At 50.8% G+C, this 14004-nt stretch carries 14 protein-coding genes; all 14 read right to left on the bottom strand.

Annotation, left to right across the window (positions count from 1 at the left end):
* Nucleotides 1–183: 183 nt before the first annotated feature.
* Nucleotides 184–1770 (bottom strand): murein biosynthesis integral membrane protein MurJ, encoded by a 1587-nt coding sequence (gene murJ / locus BT114_RS10130; RefSeq protein ID WP_072326354.1) that lies wholly within the window; start codon nucleotides 1768–1770, stop codon nucleotides 184–186.
* A gap of 96 nt (nucleotides 1771–1866) precedes the next feature.
* Nucleotides 1867–2136 carry a 30S ribosomal protein S20 gene (gene rpsT / locus BT114_RS10125; RefSeq protein ID WP_072326353.1) on the bottom strand — a complete coding sequence of 90 codons (270 nt, stop codon included), beginning with the start codon at nucleotides 2134–2136 and terminating at the stop codon, nucleotides 1867–1869.
* Nucleotides 2137–2316: 180 nt separating this feature from the next.
* Nucleotides 2317–4632 carry a methyl-accepting chemotaxis protein gene (locus tag BT114_RS10120; RefSeq protein WP_072326352.1) on the bottom strand — a complete coding sequence of 772 codons (2316 nt, stop codon included), beginning with the start codon at nucleotides 4630–4632 and terminating at the stop codon, nucleotides 2317–2319.
* Nucleotides 4633–4827: 195 nt separating this feature from the next.
* Nucleotides 4828–5229, bottom strand: a complete 402-nt coding sequence (locus BT114_RS10115) for a type II toxin-antitoxin system HicB family antitoxin (RefSeq protein WP_072326351.1) — start codon at nucleotides 5227–5229, stop codon at nucleotides 4828–4830.
* 1 nt (nucleotide 5230) lies between these two features.
* On the bottom strand, nucleotides 5231–5419 hold the full coding sequence (locus BT114_RS10110; protein WP_072326350.1) for a type II toxin-antitoxin system HicA family toxin: 189 nt from the start codon (nucleotides 5417–5419) through the stop codon (nucleotides 5231–5233).
* Between the two features lie 370 nt (nucleotides 5420–5789).
* Nucleotides 5790–7688 (bottom strand): hypothetical protein, encoded by a 1899-nt coding sequence (locus BT114_RS10105; RefSeq protein ID WP_072326349.1) that lies wholly within the window; start codon nucleotides 7686–7688, stop codon nucleotides 5790–5792.
* Complete coding sequence (locus tag BT114_RS10100; RefSeq protein ID WP_072326348.1) at nucleotides 7678–8181, bottom strand: ABC-three component system middle component 5; 504 nt, start codon at nucleotides 8179–8181, stop codon at nucleotides 7678–7680. The genes BT114_RS10105 and BT114_RS10100 overlap by 11 nt, the downstream gene beginning before the upstream one ends.
* Nucleotides 8181–8720 (bottom strand): ABC-three component system protein, encoded by a 540-nt coding sequence (locus BT114_RS10095; RefSeq protein ID WP_072326347.1) that lies wholly within the window; start codon nucleotides 8718–8720, stop codon nucleotides 8181–8183. The genes BT114_RS10100 and BT114_RS10095 overlap by 1 nt, the downstream gene beginning before the upstream one ends.
* Nucleotides 8721–9038: 318 nt before the next feature.
* Nucleotides 9039–9740, bottom strand: a complete 702-nt coding sequence (locus tag BT114_RS10090; RefSeq protein WP_072326346.1) for an SLATT domain-containing protein — start codon at nucleotides 9738–9740, stop codon at nucleotides 9039–9041.
* A 119-nt stretch (nucleotides 9741–9859) separates the two neighbouring features.
* Nucleotides 9860–10420 carry a hypothetical protein gene (locus BT114_RS10085; RefSeq protein ID WP_143142817.1) on the bottom strand — a complete coding sequence of 187 codons (561 nt, stop codon included), beginning with the start codon at nucleotides 10418–10420 and terminating at the stop codon, nucleotides 9860–9862.
* 31 nt (nucleotides 10421–10451) lie between these two features.
* Nucleotides 10452–10985 (bottom strand): hypothetical protein, encoded by a 534-nt coding sequence (locus BT114_RS10080; protein ID WP_072326344.1) that lies wholly within the window; start codon nucleotides 10983–10985, stop codon nucleotides 10452–10454.
* 394 nt (nucleotides 10986–11379) lie between these two features.
* On the bottom strand, nucleotides 11380–11598 hold the full coding sequence (locus BT114_RS10075) for a VF530 family protein (protein WP_143142816.1): 219 nt from the start codon (nucleotides 11596–11598) through the stop codon (nucleotides 11380–11382).
* Nucleotides 11595–12725 (bottom strand): glutamate 5-kinase, encoded by a 1131-nt coding sequence (proB, locus tag BT114_RS10070; RefSeq protein ID WP_072326342.1) that lies wholly within the window; start codon nucleotides 12723–12725, stop codon nucleotides 11595–11597. Before proB ends, BT114_RS10075 begins: the two co-directional genes overlap by 4 nt.
* 27 nt (nucleotides 12726–12752) lie before the next feature.
* On the bottom strand, nucleotides 12753–13955 hold the full coding sequence (gene cgtA / locus BT114_RS10065; protein WP_072326341.1) for an Obg family GTPase CgtA: 1203 nt from the start codon (nucleotides 13953–13955) through the stop codon (nucleotides 12753–12755).
* Between the last annotated feature and the right edge of the window lie 49 nt (nucleotides 13956–14004).

Below are 14004 nucleotides of genomic sequence, written 5' to 3'. Positions count from 1 at the left end.
GGACGCCTCCCTGCAAGAAACAAAACACTCCTGTGCAGCAGCAGTTTGTTCTTGGCGGGTGTTTCCAGCGGCGTCAGGGTGGCAGGGGCAGCAGCTTTATTGATCTGGGTCGTGTGTTGGGGGTTAACGCAAACAGCCGTGACGCAATGCCAGGCTTAATCATGTCACAGACCTGACGGCTGCTTAACCGTGTCGAAGATGCCGCAAGCGAATGCCCACAGCCAGCAGGGCGATGGCATAAAGACCGGCACCACCGATCACCAGCAGGGTCATGCGCAGCAGCCGCTCACTCAGGCTCCAGTCCAGCCAGGTCTGGCTCTCGGGAGATAACCACCAGAGCAGTGCCACCATCATCAGCAGTGCAGCCAGCAGTTGCAGGGCATAACGCCCCCAGCCGGATGACCAGTGCAGCACCCCTTCCTTGCGCAGCCCGCGTGCCAGCCAGTAGGCATTCAGAAAGGCGGATGCCGCCGTGGCCAGTGCCAGACCGGCATGGGCCAGCGGGATGATCAGCAGCAGGTTGAACACCATGTTGGCCACCATGGCCTTGATGCCGATTCGGACCGGTGTGCGGGTGTCCTGGCGGGCAAAATAACCCGGTGCCAGCACCTTGATCAGCATGAAGGCCAGCAGGCCCAGTGCATACGCCTGTAAGGCCAGCGCTGCCATGCGCACATCATGGGCAGTCATGGCACCGTACTGGAACAGGGTGATCAGCAGCGGCTCTGCCAGAATCACCAGCGCTGCAGCAGCAGGCAGGCCAATCAGCAGCACCATGCGCACTGCCCAGTCCAGCAGTCGAGAAAACTTTTCGGCATCAGCGGTGGCGTGCTGGCGCGACAAGGTGGGCAGAATCACCGTGGCAATGGCAATGCCGAATACCCCCAGCGGCAACTCCACCAGTCGATCAGCGTAATACAACCAGCCGACACTGCCATCGGTCAGGAAGGAAGCAAGGATGGTATCCAGCAGCAGGTTGATCTGGCTGACTGACACCCCAAACAGTGCCGGGGTCATCAGTTTGAGGATGCGCCGAACCCCTTCATGTTTCCATTGCGGGCGGGGCAGTGGCAACAGCCCGGCATGAGCCAGAAAGGGTAACTGAAACGCCAGTTGCACCATGCCGGCAATCAACACCCCCCAGGCCAGGGCTTCAGCCGCAGAACCAATCAGCGGTGTCAGGAACAGGGCGCAACCGATCAGGCTCAGGTTCAGAAACACCGGGGTGATGGCGGGAATGGCAAAACGCCCCCAGGTGTTCAGAATGCTGCCGGAAAAAGCCGTCAGCGAAATCAGCAGCAGGTAAGGAAAGGTGATGCGCAGCAGGTCAGCGGTTAATGCCTGTTTGTCCGGGTCGCTGGCAAAACCGGGAGCAAACAGCCAGACCAGCAGCGGTGAAGCCAGCATCGCCAGGCTGGTCAGGGCAATCAGTGACAGCCCCAGGCAACCGGCAACGGCATCAATCAGGCGGCGGATTTCGGCACGGGTTTTCTTTTCCGCGTATTCCGCCAGCACCGGAATGAATGCCTGGTTAAACGCCCCTTCGGCAAACAGGCGGCGTAAGAAATTGGGGATCTTGAAGGCAACAAAAAAAGCATCGGCTGCACCACCGGCACCCACCAGCGAAGCAATCACAATGTCGCGGGCCAGCCCGAGGATGCGCGAAATGAAGGTCATGGCACTGACAATCAGACCCGAGCCCAGCAGCCCACGTCGCCGGACAGGCGGTGGTGTATTGTGTTCTGGTGTGGTTTCGGGTGTGCTGTCCATGATCTCGCCCAGTCATGGCCGTCAGGCCATCAGCCGGAAAAATGCCCATAAAAAAACCGGCATTATGCCGGTTTTTCTACAAACAGCCCAGTTGGATCAGGCTGCTTTCAGTGCTTTCACACGAGCGTTCAGGCGGCTCTTGGTACGGGCAGCCCAGTTCTTGGTGAATACACCCTTGTCAGCAATGCGGTCAATAACCGGCTGAGCAGTGCGGAATTCAGCCATGGCTTTTTCCCAGTCACCGGTGTGAACTGCTTTCAGTACACGCTTGATGTGGGTACGAACCATGGAACGCTGGCTGGCGTTGTGCAGGCGACGTTTTTCGGACTGAAGCGCACGCTTCTTGGCAGACTTGATGTTGGCCACGATAACTCCTTGGAGTCTTTCTGATGATCGTAATAACCGGTTGATCCGGCTGGATGTCCCGAAAACCTGTACCCTGGGCGAAGAAACGAGCTTGCGCACTGGGATCAAATCAAAGGGAGGCGGATTCTAGCATAATCCACCGCCGCTGGAACAGCCCCCCGATGTTACATCAACCGGGCGTTAAACCCGGAACTGGCCGACCAGTTTTTTCAGGCCGGATGCCAGTTGTGCCAGCTCGCGTGCAGCCTGAGTGGTTTCCTCCGTGCCGGATGCGGTCTGCTCGGAAATGCTGCTGATGCTCAGGATGTTGCGATTGATCTCATCAGACACGGCAGACTGCTGCTCTGCAGCGCTGGCAATCTGGGTGTTCATTTCATTGATGGTATTCACCGACTGGGTGATGGCATCCAGCGAAGCCATCACCTGTGCCGCACGATCCACCCCGCGCTGGGCGCGCTCACGATTGGTTTCAATCATGGCCACTGCTTCACGGGCAGCGGTCTGGAGTTTCAGGATGGTCTCTTCAATTTCCAGCGTCGACTGCTGCGTGCGTGACGCCAGGGTGCGGACTTCATCGGCCACCACCGCAAAACCACGACCATGTTCACCGGCACGGGCTGCCTCAATGGCCGCATTCAATGCCAGCAGATTGGTCTGCTCGGCAATGGTCTTGATGACCTCCAGCACACCACCGATGTTTTCCGAGTCCTTGCCAAGGTTGTTGATGACCTGGGCGGCGGCTTCGATCTGTTCGGCCAGGCGGCTGGTGGAATCAGAGTTCTGCTGCACCACTTCGCGGCCATTCTGCACTTCCTGCGCGGCCGCATTGGCAGCACCGGCAGCGCTGGCGGCATGGTTGGCCACCTCGGTGACGGTGGCAGTCATCTGGTTCATGGCCGTGGCCACCTGATCGGTCTCTGCCTTTTGCTGTTCCACATTGTCGGCATTGTGGCTGGCCAGTGATGAGGTGCGGGATGCGGTGACATCCAGTTGCCCGGCAGAGCTGGCCACTTCACGGATCAGGCTGCTGATTTTTTCCATCATGGCGTTGAATGCCTGCGCCATGCCACCAATCTCATCTTTCGAGCTGACGCTGGCGCGCAGGGTCAGATCACTGCCGGATTCCACCGCCTGCAGGGTTTTGCTCAGTGCAATGATCGGGCGAGTCAGGGCCTGGGAGAAGTACAAACCCAGCGCCACGGCCACCGCCGCAATCACCATGAACATCACCACCGCAGTCATCAGAATGCGGCTGCCGATCTGTTGTTCACCATCCCCCTGCAGGGCTTCACTGCGATCCATTTCACTCAGCAACACCCAGCGGCTGCCAAACACATCCACCGGAGTGAAGGCAGACAACACCTCGCGCCCCTGATAACCGGTGAAAGCCTCCAGGCCGCTCTGCCCTCTGAGCGCCTGCTGGACCGCCGGGGTGTCAATGCGTTGCAGCGCCAGGTTGCTGCTGCGTGCCTCAATGGTGCGAATCAGCGCTTCAGGCTGGCCGGTGGCCTGCAGTCGACGCAGGTAAGCCGGGGTGTTTTCCAGCAACGAACGGCTGAGGCTGCGTGCGGTGAGGTCACTGCCGACCAGATAGGTTTCGCCGCTCTGCCCCATACCGGCATCACGCCAGCGGCGCTGATGGGTCAGCATGGTATTGATCTGGGCCACCGGCATGCGAAACACCAGCACACCCAGTAACTGATCATTTTCAATCACCGGCGTGGCCACAAAAGCCGCTGCCAGCCCATAAGCCGGGGTGTAGGACTGAAAATCTACAAATGCCAGCTGCCCGGCCTGCAGGCTGGTGGCCTTGTTAAACACCTGCGCCAGACCGCTTTCGGCGTGGGCGGCCTGAGTCAGGTTGGTGGCAAAATCCAGGTGCTTGAACACCGAATAAATCACCTGGCCTTCAGGGTTGATCAGCAGAATGTCATCGTAGTGGAAGGCTTCTGCATAACGACGGAAAAACGGATGAAAACGCTGGTGGTTGCGGCTGTAAAAAGAGCCGTCATCCGCCACATCCATCTTCTGGCGGGCATCCGGGCTGGGGTTGTTGGTCAGGTAGTGATGCTGCAGCACAATGCCGGGGTTATCCAGTGCTTCCAGCAGGCTGTCGGTGTTTAATGAACGACCGGGGTTCAGTGGCTGCCAGCGCCCCGGCAACTGCTGTTGATAGTAGTGGCTCACCGCTTCACGCAGGGCATTCACATCCGCACCGGTCACCACCGGATTGTAAAAGGTGTTGAATACCTTCAGGGCGTTAATGGTGGTGGGGTTGTCCGCCATGGTCAGCAACTGCTCACCCATCTGCCCGAAGTAGTCTTCCAAGCGGCTTTTCTGAGCATCGCGCAGCGACACCAGATTATTGCGGGCGGCGTTTTCCAGAGCACCACCGGCAATGTTGGTGGCCATGGTGCCAAAAATGCTGATGGCCACCAACAAGGGCAAGAGTGCCATGGCACAGGACAGCAGAATCAATTTGCTTTTGATGTTCATGACTGGCATTTCCCCTGGATCGGCCCTGTTTCAGGCATAAAAACCGACCCGTTTTGTTGTTTTTGTAAGTCACCTGTCATGCAGGTGTATAGCAGCATTCTAAGCTGCTTTGTGCGGGTGCGTCGCAAAGCAGGGTGACCTGTCGGTCACCCTGGATATGAGGGATGCTTAAAAGGAGCGTTATGGAGGTCTGTTTTACCGATGGGTTGCCATGTACTCAGTCACTGCCTGGGCTAACAAACCAGAGCGTGACTCACCATGCTTTTTGGCATAATGATCAACCGCGTTTAACAGGCGCTCAGGAATGGTGATGTTCACACGCCTGGACTTCACCGAAAGCTTTGAAAGATCGATATCAACCAAAGCCCAGATGCCCCCGGCATAATCCTGGTTCTGATGGTGTGTTTCGATTGCAGAAGGAAGCGGAATTGCTTCGCCATCCATCAGCATTCCTTCCAAATGGCACTCGATGGCCTCGTGAGCCATTTCAATGGTTTCTTCTAATGTAGTGCCTGCCGAAAAGCAGCCTGGCACATCAGGGACAGTCACACCAAAGTCAGTGTCGTTGTCTTTGTGAATCACAATGGGGTATTTCATGCTATTTCCACTCCCAGCCCGCTTGGCGATAGATGCTGCGCACAGTCCCTATTGGCAGGTCTTTTTCAGGATGAGGAACAGTAACCTTGGTCGTGCGAGCAGGGTGCTTGAACTGATGATGATCACCTTTCACATGGTGAAGCACCCAGCCTTCTGCTTTCAGTTTTTTGATGATGTCTTTACTGTTCATTGTACACATTATACACATCAGAGGTGCCATGCAAAGGCGGGCGCGCGGGATGTGCAACTAAAGAGGGGCAAAGTAAAGGGGGGGGATTACCGGGGGCTGCCGCGGCAATGGCGGAAATGTAATGACCCAGTGAAAACCTGTAAGGAGCAACCTGGTCTGGCAGTGGTGAACCACCACGTTAAGAGAGCCTCAATAGGTGTTTGCTGTAACCCACCAACAGCCAACGATGACAGATGAAGTAGGATCACTGGCTCAGGGTCTTGATGTTGGCCGCTGACGCGGCCAATAAAAACCCCCTACGTTCTATTGACAGCCAGAAGGCTCATAGGTGTTATAAGTTCATTTTCCTCTACAGTCATATATAGAAAAATTAACTGAAAGATTTTAAGCTTTTGTTAGGCTCACTGTATTCCTCACCAATCATATAATCCTTTGATTTTAAGCTTTCATCAATGTTTTTTGTCGCAAAGACCAATTGATAATCTACTTCGTAACTGGATAGAGCCTCGACTACGACTTTTTGAAAGTTCTTCGAGCGGTCATCTTCCATTCCGCCATTTTCAATGCCATCGAGAACCAATAATCTGGGGAGACGTACATAATTTTTTTCAAGTGAGGCCATCAATAGAGCGACATGAAACGCGTTATTTAACAAGACTATTCCACTTTCTGAGAAGGCTGTTTTTCCGTTCACTGACACACTGTTGGCAGCAAAATCAAACTCTGCATACTCTGCATTTTTGAATTCTTTTTCTGAACCATTATCTTTTCGAAGCAACTCACACAGCCTCTTTGATATAAGCGCCTGAACTTCAGGTTCACGATGTAATCTTTGTTTTCCAATCAATTCGATTTTGTCATTAAGCCGGTTAACTTCAGACTGAACAACGTATCTTTCATCTCGCAATTCGAGTAAAGACTGATGAAGCTCAGCAATCTTATCTAATGTTTGAAGTTTCTCTTCAAGCTCACCTGTTTGTCGGTAAAGATCAAAAATCTGCTTTTCTTTACTGGCGTCAACAGAGCTCATAGTTGCAGTAACTTTGCTGACTTGTTTTCTGAATGAGGTTCTTAGTTCCTTTCGCTTAGTTGTTAGCTCCGTTAGTTTCTGCTTTTTCTTCTCCAATAACTTTTCAGACTCACGAAGCTGGATTTCTATTTCATTCTTCATTCTTAGGAGGCCATTCGAACTGCCTATTGATTCTCTCGGTTCGCCACACAAGCCACAGCGATCCTTGACTTTTTCTTTGAGTGGCTTATGACAACTTGGGCACGATGAAAATTCGAAACCATCGATCAAGCTTCCAACTTTAATTGAGTCCCTTAATGCACTCTGTTTGTCAATAAGTTCAGATACGAATTCTTCAGAATCCAGTATGTTGTAATTCAATTGTTGAATTTCGGTTTCTACTTCCAGCAGTTTGTTGCGGATTGCTACGCTATCTTTTGCTGAGGATTCTGTTTCTTTTTTATCGGAACTGTATGAAATCAAAGACTCCTCTTTAGCCTCTATAATTGCAATATTGATAGAGGCTATTTTGTTTAGTATATTTTTCTTCTGTTCTTCAATGGTTCCGATGTCTTCAGCAAAAGAAGTTTTTCCAAGAACCGAATAAATTGCCTGAAGTTTTGCAATTATCTTTTGTAGTTTTTTATCTTCTTCTGCAAGTTTTATCTTTGCGTCATAAAGCTCATTGTCATATAATCCTAATAGGTATTTTCCTACAGACTCCCTTTTAAATGCAGAATCGAATGGTTCGTTGTTAAATATGGCGCTGGATGTGTTTGATTGATCCGAATAAATGAGTCGATATATTTGATGCAAGGTTACATTGTTATTGTTTGCGTCTGCTTTTGCTTCGGGTAAGCCAAGCATATCAAATAATTGTTGAGAAAAACTAGGTTTGCTTCCTATTGCATACGGATAATTAAACCAATTTTTGTGAGGGGAGGCTAATGCTGCATCCATTTCCGAAAAACAAAAATCCATTGATTGTTTATCTGAGCCATTGTTTTTACGTCTAATGGTAACGGGGCTTCCATTGACTTTTAACTCCACATAGATATTGTCACAAAGGCCCGCTTCCTCTTTCCAGTTTGGTACTTCATAGCCTAGTCCATACATTAAAAGTTGAATAACAGAGGTTTTTCCTGAACCATTCTTCCCGCATAATACATTAACACCATTATGAAAAGGTTCGTCAAAAGCAATTATAGAGCCTCTTTTTACGTGAAGCCTCTCGATCTTCAAGGTGGGTTTAATTAACATCGTGTTTGTAATCCATTAAACTTGTTATTTTTTTCAAACCATTGGAGCCTGTAACTGAAATTGATGCTAAATTATCTACGATGAAATCAATTGTCTGGCTAGATATGCTGTTTTCTTTTGATTCAGCTAAGCTCTTTAGTCCCTCTGGAATATTTTCAATAAATACATTGTATTCCGAAGAATTTTTATCTATTTGTAAAACTCCAAGGTCAACAAAACGTTCAATAGCAAGACAATGTATCTCTTTCATCGCATTGAAAAGGCTTTTTGGATCAAAGTTCTGATATCGGTTTTTGTAATTTTTAAACTCATTTTTATCGGTAAGCTCATCTCTTGGCACAGACAGTTTTTGAATATGTGCAGGGTTTGCGATTAAGAAGTCAAACAATCGCAATGCATCACCGTCTAAACTTTTCTCCTTCCAAGAAATTAGTAATGCTGTCATGCGCAGCAGTGTGTGGTTTGCATCCAAGGCTTTGTTGTATAAAAGCATCACTTCCACTCCAAGTGGCAATTACCTGTAAGGAAATAAACCATTCCATTGATTTGACGATTAAAAATCTCCAAAACATTATCACCTAGGTGAGCTTGAATTTCTTTCTCAAGGTGTGTTCTGAAAAGGAGCCTCACTACAGCTTCTTCCCGTACACCAAGTAGCTTGCTCTTAATATTTGCGTTAAAAATCGACTCAACTTCGGCCAGTAAGTAAGTAATGATCTTCTGGGCGGACTTGTAATGCTGATTGCGGATAATTAACTTACTAACTTCTTCCTTTAGTTCCTCTCCGACTTCAATTAAATAACCGAATCCAGCATCTTCAAGCTTTTCAGCCAGATCTCGAATATCGTACTTTTTATTATTATAGTGATTTAGCTCATCAATAATTAAATAAGTAACTTCTTGATTTGTTTTTTCTTCAACATATTTTTGAGACAATAGATCCATCTGTGTGGGAACTGGTAAGATATTTATTATCTTGTCCCTTCCAATAACATCTCCGCCCGCTGTAATATTTCTGAGCCAACTAATCATCTACTTTTGAACCTTGTCTCGACCCACGATGTCGCCGCCAGCTTGTACATTTTTAAAGTTGCTTTTGCTTCCAGATTTGAAGTTGATTATAACTTTAATTCCAAGCCCTAATATGGCCAGAATTGCCACGGCCATTAAGCCGGTTATGATTAAGTTATCCATTTCATTGCCTTTTGAGTTTGGTGGTTTAATTTTAAAGTCAGCTAATTTCGGTTTTTTATTTTTTCGACAGTGCTGCTGATTATTAACCCTTGCTTATAATGTTTTTCGCCGTAAGATTATGAGTGAAGCGAGAGATTTTTCTGTGTTCAGAAGTTTTTAGCGATTTACTTGATCACCGTTTAGATATTCCGTAAATACTTGTGTTGCACCGACCATATCGGTTATAAAGGCAGTCTCAATAATCAATAACAAAGCAGGTAATGCCAGTGGAATATAAGACTGAACCATTGCCACTACCCATATCTGAAGCCTCTTAAGACCAGTAATCCTATAGTCTCTACTCATCTCCAACATTGCAAACTTGTAATCAGAAAATATATGATTTTCTGTATCGGTAGTGATATCAGAGTATCTATCTTGGTAAACCTTCAACTCTGAATCAGAAATTGAATCTTCTCTCTCAGCCTCCCTGTCAATAGCCCTAATAAGTTCCTTTAGTTTGTCACCACATTCTGTTAACTTTTCAGCCCTAACATCATAACGGGCCGTTGCAATAACAACAGAATAAACTAATACAGATACTGCTAAGAATATTTGCATCATGCCTAACACACTCGAGTTGTATGCAAGTGTAACACCCGAGTTCTGCATCAATGGAATAAAAATTAGCCCTAAAGACAAAACTGTGGTAGTAAAGAATGAAAATCTACCCTGCCTTTGAAGGCGTGAAGCCGCATAGTAACGACATTTTGCAGTCGCCCTCATACTCATTTTTAGCTTTTGAATAGCATTCTTTTCTTCCCTTTCCAAAAAACCTAAAGAAAATAGCCAGTTAAAGAAATTTCGGTGTTCACTCAAGAGCTTTCCCTCATAATCTTAAGTAACTAATGCCTTTTTTCTGGCATCAAAGTGAATTGGGGTGGCGGTTGCTCCTGCAAATGCCGTGACTGGGCCCTTGGTCGCCCAGGAATAGATTGTTATGCCTCGTCACCAGATGGCCTCTTCATCAGATCAATCTCACTAATCTCTTTCTCAACAACCTTCCCGGCGAGGAACTTGTCAATCAGGTGCAGCTCTGGCAACTCTGCCAAAAGCGATTCTTCAAGTTCGTCGCGGAGCCTCGCAATTTCCTTATACTCAGTCTTCCCGACCTTGACCAGGTCTTCGTTAAATTGGTCGTACAAAAGGCTACAGCGAAAGAACTCACGATTTATTTTCAGTAGAGCTTCCCTTGTTCGATTAGTAACCCACTGGGAGTGAGTATCGGAGCCGAACATGGCGCTGACTTTGCAAAAGTTGTCATATCCAAGTGCGAAAATCTGGTGATAGGTCCGGCGATCCGTGCTCTGCGGGTCTTGAATGGACGTTTTCAACACCGAAATCAGGGCACCAATTTCGTCGTGTGCCAGCAGGCGCTTATCAATGAGCTTCTCGTAGTACGCATCCTTGTACCCCAAGCGAGAGACATAAACCGTTACTGCTGATGAAAGTATAGTTGCGATGAAAGCGCTCGAAAGTACTATTCCTAAAGTTTCCACTGGGCTCTCTCAGGATCGGCTTGTTATGCGGTTACTTGCCACGACTACTTGGTGTGCGCTCTTGATTAGCTTGGTTCTGAACTTCCACTGAACGCTGTTCTCCCTCCAATTTCTCTCTTATGATCCTCGCCCTCAGTAAGGCTTGCGCAATTTTCACCTCTCGCGATGCGATTTCCTCTAACGGACCATTCAGTAGCGAATCCTGAAAATTTGTAAATGGCTTTGCCTTCTCAAGAAGGTTATCAGCTTCTCGCATTTTGGCGTCTATATCTCGTTCATACATCTGTTGCCTCGAGCTATTGAACTGCCCTGCAAAGGTGAACAACGTCTTGTAAGAGATATGCAAACCCTGAGCAACCCACTTTATGCGATCGACTTCGACAGCCACTTCATGAGCTGTGATAGACAGTTGGCGCAGCAGCAATCTCTTTTCAGATAGCTCACCGGCATCAAAAGTATCTTTTGCATGCTTCGCTGAGCGAAAGGCAGCAATACAAGCTATACCTCCGCCAATAGCGCTAAGAATTGCTGCGATAGCGGAAATGATTGCTACTGGATCACTCACCAGCTCTGGCCTCGCTGCTGGGGTTTTTCTTAAGCTTGCACACTTTGCAGTTCGCGGGTGCAGCCACGCATGCTCGAATCAATTCTTAGACACGCGCCTGTTTTTCTGCTTGTATCGCCCTATCTATCTATCTATCTATCTATCTATTTTTGCGTCTTAATTTTTTTGTTTTCGATGCAAAGCAGGCACACAAAAACTTCTGAGCGATGCTAGGCTTTTCAAGGACGTTCAGTGCTGGATGTGAGGTGTTCTGTTTCGCATCCTGCGTGTGGGTGTGTCCTTTCTGATTCCCTTTTATCAAACATGCCTTTTAATGGCAACACCTGATTTTCTGGCAGCAGAAGGCTGCAGCCGGTTGGCTATCGCTGGTTTGTCAGTAGGTTTGCAGCAGTTGTCAGTGTTTGAGGCGAATGTAGAGTTGTTCTACCTGTTCTCTGGCCCAGGGGGTGCGGCGCAGGAATTTGAGGCTGGATTTGATGGAGGGGTCGCTTTTGAAGCAGTTGATGTTGATTTCGGCGGCCAGCCCTTCCCACCCCAGTTGCTGTTGCAGTTCGGTCAGCAGTTGCTCCAGCGTGATGCCGTGCAGGGGGTTGTTGGGCTGGTGATGCATCAGACTACCACCAGGTTGTCGCGGTGGATGAGTTCGGGGGTTTCGATGTAGCCGAGGATTTTTTCAATCTGGTTGCTGGGTTGTCCGGCCAGCAGGCGGGCTTCTTCAGCGGAGTAGTTGACCAGCCCCTTGGCAAGGGTGCGTTCACTTTCATCAACGCAGACCACCAGTTCACCACGCAGGAATTTGCCGCGCACTTCTTTGACGCCAACCGGCAGCAGGCTTCTGCCGCCTTGTTGCAGGGCTTTCACGGCACCGGCATCCAGCACCAGTACACCGCGTTCCTGCAGGTGGCCGGCCAGCCAGCGTTTGCGGGCGGTGATGGGTTCATCTTCCGGCAGCAGCAGGGTGCCGAGGGTTTCACCGGCAAACAGTCGGCTGAGCGCCTGCTCGGTGCGGCCACCGAGAATGACGGTGCGAGCACCGGAGCGGGCAGCCAGTCGTGCAGCACGTACCTTGGTGAACATGCCGCCGCGTCCCAGTGCGCCGCCATCACCGGCGACAGCCAGCAACTCCGGGTCTTCAGCGCGGCCCTGTGGAATCAGGCGGGCATCAGCCTTCTTGCGGGGGTCGGCATCAAACAGACCGGGCTGGTCGGTGAGCAGGATCAGGGTGTCGGCTTCCAGCAGGTTGGCCACCAGAGCGCCGAGGGTGTCGTTGTCACCAAAGCGGATTTCATCAGTGACCACGGTGTCGTTTTCATTGATGATCGGCACCACATCCAGATCGACCAGTGTGCGCAGGGCGCTGCGGGCGTTCAGGTAGCGTTTGCGGTTGGACAGGTCATCGTGGGTCAGCAGGATCTGGGCGCTTTTGATGCCGTGTTGTTTAAAGGCGCTTTCCCAGGTCTGAATCAGGCCCATCTGGCCGACTGCAGCCGCGGCCTGCAGTTCATGAATGCTTTTCGGGCGCTGTTTCCAGCCCAGCCTGACCATGCCTTCGGCCACGGAGCCGGAGGTGACCAGCAGCAGTTCGCGGCCTTCACGCTTCAAGGCCACCATCTGCTCCACCCAGCCATTGATGGCATTAACGTCCAGCCCCTGGCCGTCGTTGGTGAGCAGGGCGCTGCCGATTTTCACGACAATGCGGCGGCTTTGGGTCAGGTGTTGGCGTTCACTGGTCAGCGGCATGGTGCATTCCTGAATGCGAGTCAAAAATCAGCGGACATATTCCACTTCGACGTCATAATCGTCGTCGTCAAAATCATCATCATCCTCGTCTTCCACTTCGCCGGGTTTGCGCTTGTGGCGACGGTTCAGCCAGGCTTCAACACGGGCCACGGCTTCAGCTTCCATGCGTTCACGCATCTGTTGTTCTGCTTCGGCGGCATCCGGGTTGGCGGCTTCTTCGGCACGACGTTCCAGCAGCCATTGCATGATGGCCTGGCTCAAACGCTCGGTGCCCTTGCCGCTGATGGCAGAAATGCGGAATACCGGGCCTTGCCAGTCCAGTTCCTGCAGGATGGCCTGACAGGCGGCTTCGGCTTCTTCATCCGGCAGCAGGTCCAGCTTGTTCAGCACCAGCCAGCGTGGACGCTCGGACAGGGTCTGGCTGTAGGTCTGCAGTTCGCGGGCAATGATGCGTACCGATTCAACCGGATCACTTTCATCCATCGGGGCGACATCCACCACATGCAGCAGCAGGCGGCAGCGGGTCAGGTGGCGCAGGAATTTAAAGCCCAGGCCACTGCCTTCGGAGGCGCCTTCGATCAGGCCGGGAATATCGGCCATGACAAAATGCTGGTGGGTGCCCACCTTGACCACGCCCAGGTTGGGTACCAGGGTGGTGAAGGGATAGTTGGCAACCTTGGGTTTGGCTGCGGAAACGGCACGGATCAGGGTGGATTTGCCGGCATTGGGCAGACCCAGCAGGCCGACGTCGGCCATCACCTTGAGTTCCAGATGCAGATTGCGTTCTTCACCGGGTGTGCCCTTGGTGGTCTGGCGGGGCGCACGGTTGGTGGAGGATTTGAAGTGGATGTTGCCAAGACCGCGCTGGCCGCCCTGGGCAACCAGCAGGGTTTGTCCAACGGCGGTGATGTCACCGATGATTTCCAGGGTGTCTTCATCCACGATGGAGGTGCCCACCGGTACTTTGACATACAGGTCGTCACCGGCCTTGCCGGAACACTGGCTGCCGCGCCCCGGCTCACCGCTCTGGGCCTGGTAGCGTTTCTGAAAGCGGAAGTCGATCAGGGTGTTGAGGCTGTCATCACCGATCAGGTAAACGCTGCCGCCATGGCCGCCGTCACCACCGTCCGGGCCGCCTTTGGGCACGTACTTTTCGCGGCGAAAACTCATGCAGCCGTTGCCGCCTTTGCCAGCCACTACAACAATTCTTGCTTCATCTACAAATTGCATCTGGTGTTACCTCCGTTTCAGAGGCTCCCATGTAAAAAGGCTCCACCGG

This window comes from Marinospirillum alkaliphilum DSM 21637 (assembly GCF_900119735.1).
GTDB classification, from domain to species: domain Bacteria; phylum Pseudomonadota; class Gammaproteobacteria; order Pseudomonadales; family Halomonadaceae; genus Marinospirillum; species Marinospirillum alkaliphilum.
Note: the sequence above shows the minus strand (reverse complement) of the source record. Positions and strands in the feature narration are given on the sequence as shown.

What these genes read in the sequence shown, in the direction of transcription:
- BT114_RS10095 (WP_072326347.1), bottom strand. Translation starts at nt 8,720, where the DNA reads ATGATTAGTTGGCTCAGAAATATTACAGCGGGCGGAGATGTTATTGGA.
- proB (WP_072326342.1), bottom strand. Translation starts at nt 12,725, where the DNA reads ATGCCGCTGACCAGTGAACGCCAACACCTGACCCAAAGCCGCCGCATT.
- BT114_RS10105 (WP_072326349.1), bottom strand. Translation starts at nt 7,688, where the DNA reads ATGTTAATTAAACCCACCTTGAAGATCGAGAGGCTTCACGTAAAAAGA.
- BT114_RS10110 (WP_072326350.1), bottom strand. Translation starts at nt 5,419, where the DNA reads ATGAACAGTAAAGACATCATCAAAAAACTGAAAGCAGAAGGCTGGGTG.
- murJ (WP_072326354.1), bottom strand. Translation starts at nt 1,770, where the DNA reads ATGGACAGCACACCCGAAACCACACCAGAACACAATACACCACCGCCT.
- cgtA (WP_072326341.1), bottom strand. Translation starts at nt 13,955, where the DNA reads ATGCAATTTGTAGATGAAGCAAGAATTGTTGTAGTGGCTGGCAAAGGC.
- BT114_RS10100 (WP_072326348.1), bottom strand. Translation starts at nt 8,181, where the DNA reads ATGCTTTTATACAACAAAGCCTTGGATGCAAACCACACACTGCTGCGC.
- BT114_RS10115 (WP_072326351.1), bottom strand. Translation starts at nt 5,229, where the DNA reads ATGAAATACCCCATTGTGATTCACAAAGACAACGACACTGACTTTGGT.
- BT114_RS10120 (WP_072326352.1), bottom strand. Translation starts at nt 4,632, where the DNA reads ATGAACATCAAAAGCAAATTGATTCTGCTGTCCTGTGCCATGGCACTC.